Raw genomic sequence first — 4,551 nt, 5'->3', positions numbered from 1 at the left:
TCATCGGTGCTTAATTATTTAAATAGCGAGCGTTTTAAGAAATGCTCGCTAAATTAACTAGCAAGACGGAGAGGCTTTGCTGGTTTAAATTTAATCTCGAATTTGTCTTGCTTAGTTAAAAACCAAATTTAACCGTTTTTATCTACCCGCACGAACGCCCAGTGCATAAATTCTTGCCTTGGTTTGTATTTGCCGCTGTTAAAATGCTCCGCTAGCCGCGCCTCCTCAGTTTCGCTTAGCTCGCCGCCAAGCCCCCAGCGCGTCTTTTGTATGAGCTCCTGCGCGCTTGTTTCCGGACCCGCGTGACATTTAGCTTTTATGTAGCTAAGGCTTGGCAAATAACCCATTTGAAACAAGATGTTTAAAAGATAGACGAAGTCGGGCTTTTGCTCCACCTTACGCCCTATCGCATCCAAAATCTCGTCATCTACGAAGCTTCCGCCCACCTTAAACGTGATATAAAGCGACTTTTTGGTCTTTGAAAGAAGCTTATTAAGCGCGGTTTTTAGATCGTCCACCTCAAGGCAGCGCGAGGCCAAAACCACGTCGCATACAGGCACGTCCGACCAGTCATCCTCAAAGGCTTTTTGCGCAAATTTAACATTTTTAACGCCGTAAATTTGAGCGTTTTGCCTGGCAAACTCTAACATCTTAGGCGAAAAGTCGTAGCCGTAAATTTGATCCGCTTTTTTCGCCGCCAGCACGCTTAGCGCGCCCGCGCCGCAAGCAAAATCAAGCAGCGTAGAAACGCCCGTAAAATCGACCTTATCTATAAATTCTCGCGCGTAGACGCTTTTCATCACGCCCTCGTTGAAGCTGGACGCCTTTTTGTCCCAGTCCTCTGCAAATTTTTTGCCAAACGAGCTTCTTGCCTTTTGCGCCTTATAAAGCACGTCAAAGTCGATCTCGTCGTAGTTTGAAGGTAAAATCACAATCTATCCTCGTATCTTTCGTAGTTTATGCCGTATATTTTATCGATATTTTGGGCATTTATGAGCTGCTCGCTGCGCCCGAAGGCTAAAATTTCGCCGTCTTTTATAAACAGCGTCAAATTTGAAACTAACTTCGCATGCCGCGGGTAGTGCGTCGTCTGCACGAAGGTGTAGCCTTCGTCGCCTAGCGCCTTTATCATCTCGAGTAGTTTGATTTGATTGCCAAAATCCAGCCCGTTTGTCGGCTCGTCCATAAAGATCGCTTTCGCGCCCTGAACCAGCGTGCGCGCGATGTACGCCAGCTGCCGCTCGCCGCCGCTGACCTTTGTGTAGGGCGCGTTTTTTAGATGCGCGATGCCCATCTTTTCCAGCGCCTGCTCGGCTAGCTTTTTATCCGCCGCGCTAAAGCTAGAAAACAGCGGCGTCCTGCACAGCGCGCCCATCAGCGCGACGTCAAAGACGCTATAGTCGTATGAGGGCGCGTGCGTTTGCGGTACGTAGGCGACGAGGGATGCGAGTTCGCGCTTGCCGTAGTCGCGCACGCTTTTGCCCGCGATTAGCACCTCGCCCTCAAATTTTAAAAATCCGAGCATTATGCGAAGCAGGGTGCTTTTGCCGCTGCCGTTGGCGCCTAGGATGCTTAGCGTATCGCCCGTCGCGACGTCAAAGCTGATGCCCTTTAGCACGGGCTTGTCACGGTAGGCAAAGCGCAAATTTTGCACTTCTATCAAATTTTCTCGCATCAAAAGCTCCTCTTGGCGCGGCGAAGCACGACGATAAACATCGGAATGCCAAACAGCGAGGTAACGATGCCGATAGGGATCTCAAAGGTAAAAATGAGCCGCGAGAAGCTGTCGCAAAAGAGCAAAAATATCGCGCCGATCATCGCCGAGCTGGCGAGCACCGCGCGGTTGTCGGCGCCGAAGATAAAGCGCGCGATGTGCGGCACGATAAGCCCGATCCAGCCGATGATGCCCGCGATCGTCACGCTAAGCGCGCTAACGAAGGTCGCGACTAGGATGATGAAAATTTTAACTCGCGCCACGTTTACGCCCAGGCTCTTTGCCTCCTCCTCGCCAAGGCTTAGCGCGTTTAGGTATTTGCCGCTAAGCGCTAGCAGCAAAACGCCCGCGCACATCGGCAGAATCGAAATCTCTATGAAGCTCTTGGACGCAAAGCCGAGGCTCCCCATCAAAAAATAGGTGATCGCGGGAAGCGCGTCGTTTGGGTCTGCGGCGTATTTTAGCACCGAGAGCAGCGAGGTAAAAAGCGAGCCGCTGATGACGCCGCCAAGAACTAGCACGATGACGCTGCCGCTGCGCGAATACAACGCCGAGACGCCTAGCGCCACGGCCACGGCAAGAAAGCCGAAGCCAAAGGTGCTAAGCTGGATTAGGTATTCATTGAGCTTAAAAAACATCCCGATCGCTGCGCCAAATCCCGCGCCGCTTAGAACGCCTAGTATCGAGGGGCTTACAAGCGGATTAACAAACATCGCCTGATACGCCGCACCGCTGATCGCCAGGCTAGCGCCGATGAGCACGCAGGCAAGTATGCGCGGCAGGCGGATCTCGAGCAAAAGCGTGTGCATGACCTCATACTCTTTTAAATTTTCGCCTTTTAAAAGAGCGGCGACGTAGTTTATGTAATCGCTCGCGCCAAAGCCGTATTTGCCCAGAAGCAGCGAACCCGCGATGCAAAGCGCCAGCAGCAGGGCTAAAAACGCAAACGCCTTTTTGCTCATTTTTCTTTACTCACTCGGCGCGTCCTAAAATTTTATAAATTTGCTTGTCTGTGAGCTCAAGATCCAAAAATAGCTTGTAAAACTCGCGCGTCTCGCGAGCCATGTCAAATTTAAACGCCTCGGGGTAGGCCAAATTTATCAGCCATTTTAGCCCCAAAAACCTCATAAACGAAGGCGGGCGGTCAAACCACGAAAAGGGCTCGCGCGGGATGTAGTAGGCCTTTTTGTTTTTCACGGCGCCGAGCAGCTGCCATTTGGGGTCGCCGTAAATTTTATCAAACAGCTCCTTTTCGTAGATGAGGATGACGTCCGGATCGTATTTAACGAGCTGTTCGAAGCTGATCTTTACGCGCCCGAAAGATTTGGCGCTTGGATCTTCGCTGCATTTATGCACGTTCTCTGCACCGGCTCGCTCGATGAGCGTCGCGTGCCATGAGCCTGCGCACTCGGTGGCTAGCCCGTCGCTGCCCTGCGCGTAGTAAATTTTTACCTTTTGCAGATTATTTTTCTTAATGTATTCCTCGATCTGCGCTGTCAAATTTAGCGACTCTTTCGCGTAGCTTATGAGACGTGCGGCGCGCTCCTTTTTGCCCGTGATTTCGCCTAAAATTTCAAACCCGTCCAGATAATCCTCGAGCCTCACTGCGCTTAGATAGAGCATCGGTTTTTTGATTGAGCCGAAGACCTCGCTCATCTTTTTGGTGTTGCGCGAGCTTGCGTTTACGAGGATGAGATCTGGGTTTAGACGCAGCAGTATCTCGACGTTTGGGATCTTACCCTGACCGAAAAAGCCGCCCACGACGGGCTGCTCTTGCACCTCTTTTTTGACGTAGGGGCGCTCAAAGGCATTCCACTCGAAATTTATGCCGCTGATTTTGGCGGGATCAAGCGCGTAGAGCATATATAAAAGCGGCGGTGAGCTGGCATAAATTTTAGCGGGCGTGCCTTGCAGCTGCTCGATATTCTCGCTGTTTTGAGCGATGTAGTCTTTGATCTGCGTCTCGCTCATCGCAAAGCAAAAGCCTGAAAACGCAAAGAAAAACAATAGAAATTTTTTAAACATTTTTTGCCTTTAAATGATTTTGTAAAGTATAGCTAAAGAAATTTTAAAATAGATTTTATTATATAAATAGAGTAAAATTTTAAGCGGATTCGCCCTTTTTAGAGCGATCCGTACGACTGCGCTTTTAGATGCTGGAGCGCGGAGAGCTTTACTTGCGCCATTTTCAAAAAAGTAGCCAAATTTAAGGCAAAATCATAATTCTTGCGCTTTCTTTTAGAAAAACTATAGTCGCAAAAGTATTTCAAAACCGGGCTATTTCTAAAATTTCCTTTCGTTTTTGCCAATCAGGCATATAAAGCGTTAGATAGTCATAAAATTTCTTTGAGTGATTTGGATATAACAGGTGAGCAAGCTCGTGAAATACGACATACTCGATACAAGATTTTGGCTTTTTGATGAGCTCTATGTTTAAATTTATATATGATTTATAGGGATTGCAACTCCCCCATTTCGTCTTCATCTGCCTGATTTTTACGCTTTTGATATCTTGTTTTACTATCTTGTTAAATTCTTGTAAGATATTAAAAAAGTATAACGTCGCCTTTTCATGATACCACTCATAAACTAAATTTTCTTTTCGCTTTAGGTCGCTTTTGTCTTTTACAAACAGCTCAAGATAACCTCTTTGTAGCTTTACGCACTCCTCCTTAGATTGCATCACTTTTAGCCTATAACTTCGTCCAAGATATTTAAAGTCCTCACCGCTTACGTACTCTTTTTCGGGCGTCTTAAACGAGGTAAAAAATGCGCGCTTTTGCGCTATCCACTTGGCTCTTTTTTCTATGATAAATTTTATATGCTCATCGCTTGCG

Annotated in this window: 5 protein-coding genes; all 5 read right to left on the bottom strand. The window is 48.0% G+C overall.

Annotation, left to right across the window (positions count from 1 at the left end; all coding sequences use genetic code 11):
- Positions 1-128: 128 nt before the first annotated feature.
- Positions 129-932 (bottom strand): class I SAM-dependent methyltransferase, encoded by an 804-nt coding sequence (locus RWM02_RS10495; RefSeq protein WP_314072058.1) that lies wholly within the window; start codon positions 930-932, stop codon positions 129-131.
- Positions 929-1,675: an ABC transporter ATP-binding protein gene (locus RWM02_RS10490; protein ID WP_314072056.1), complete on the bottom strand. Its 747-nt coding sequence runs from the start codon at positions 1,673-1,675 to the stop codon at positions 929-931. Before RWM02_RS10490 ends, RWM02_RS10495 begins: the two co-directional genes overlap by 4 nt.
- Complete coding sequence (locus tag RWM02_RS10485) at positions 1,675-2,676, bottom strand: FecCD family ABC transporter permease (RefSeq protein ID WP_314072054.1); 1,002 nt, start codon at positions 2,674-2,676, stop codon at positions 1,675-1,677. Before RWM02_RS10485 ends, RWM02_RS10490 begins: the two co-directional genes overlap by 1 nt.
- Positions 2,677-2,686: 10 nt before the next feature.
- Positions 2,687-3,739, bottom strand: a complete 1,053-nt coding sequence (locus RWM02_RS10480) for an ABC transporter substrate-binding protein (protein ID WP_314072051.1) — start codon at positions 3,737-3,739, stop codon at positions 2,687-2,689.
- 241 nt (positions 3,740-3,980) lie between these two features.
- Positions 3,981-4,551: M48 family metallopeptidase (locus RWM02_RS10475; protein WP_314072049.1), on the bottom strand; the 571-nt coding region annotated here is incomplete at its 5' end.

The organism is Campylobacter showae, from assembly GCF_963515975.1.
Classification (GTDB): domain Bacteria; phylum Campylobacterota; class Campylobacteria; order Campylobacterales; family Campylobacteraceae; genus Campylobacter_A; species Campylobacter_A showae_F.
Note: the sequence above shows the minus strand (reverse complement) of the source record. Positions and strands in the feature narration are given on the sequence as shown.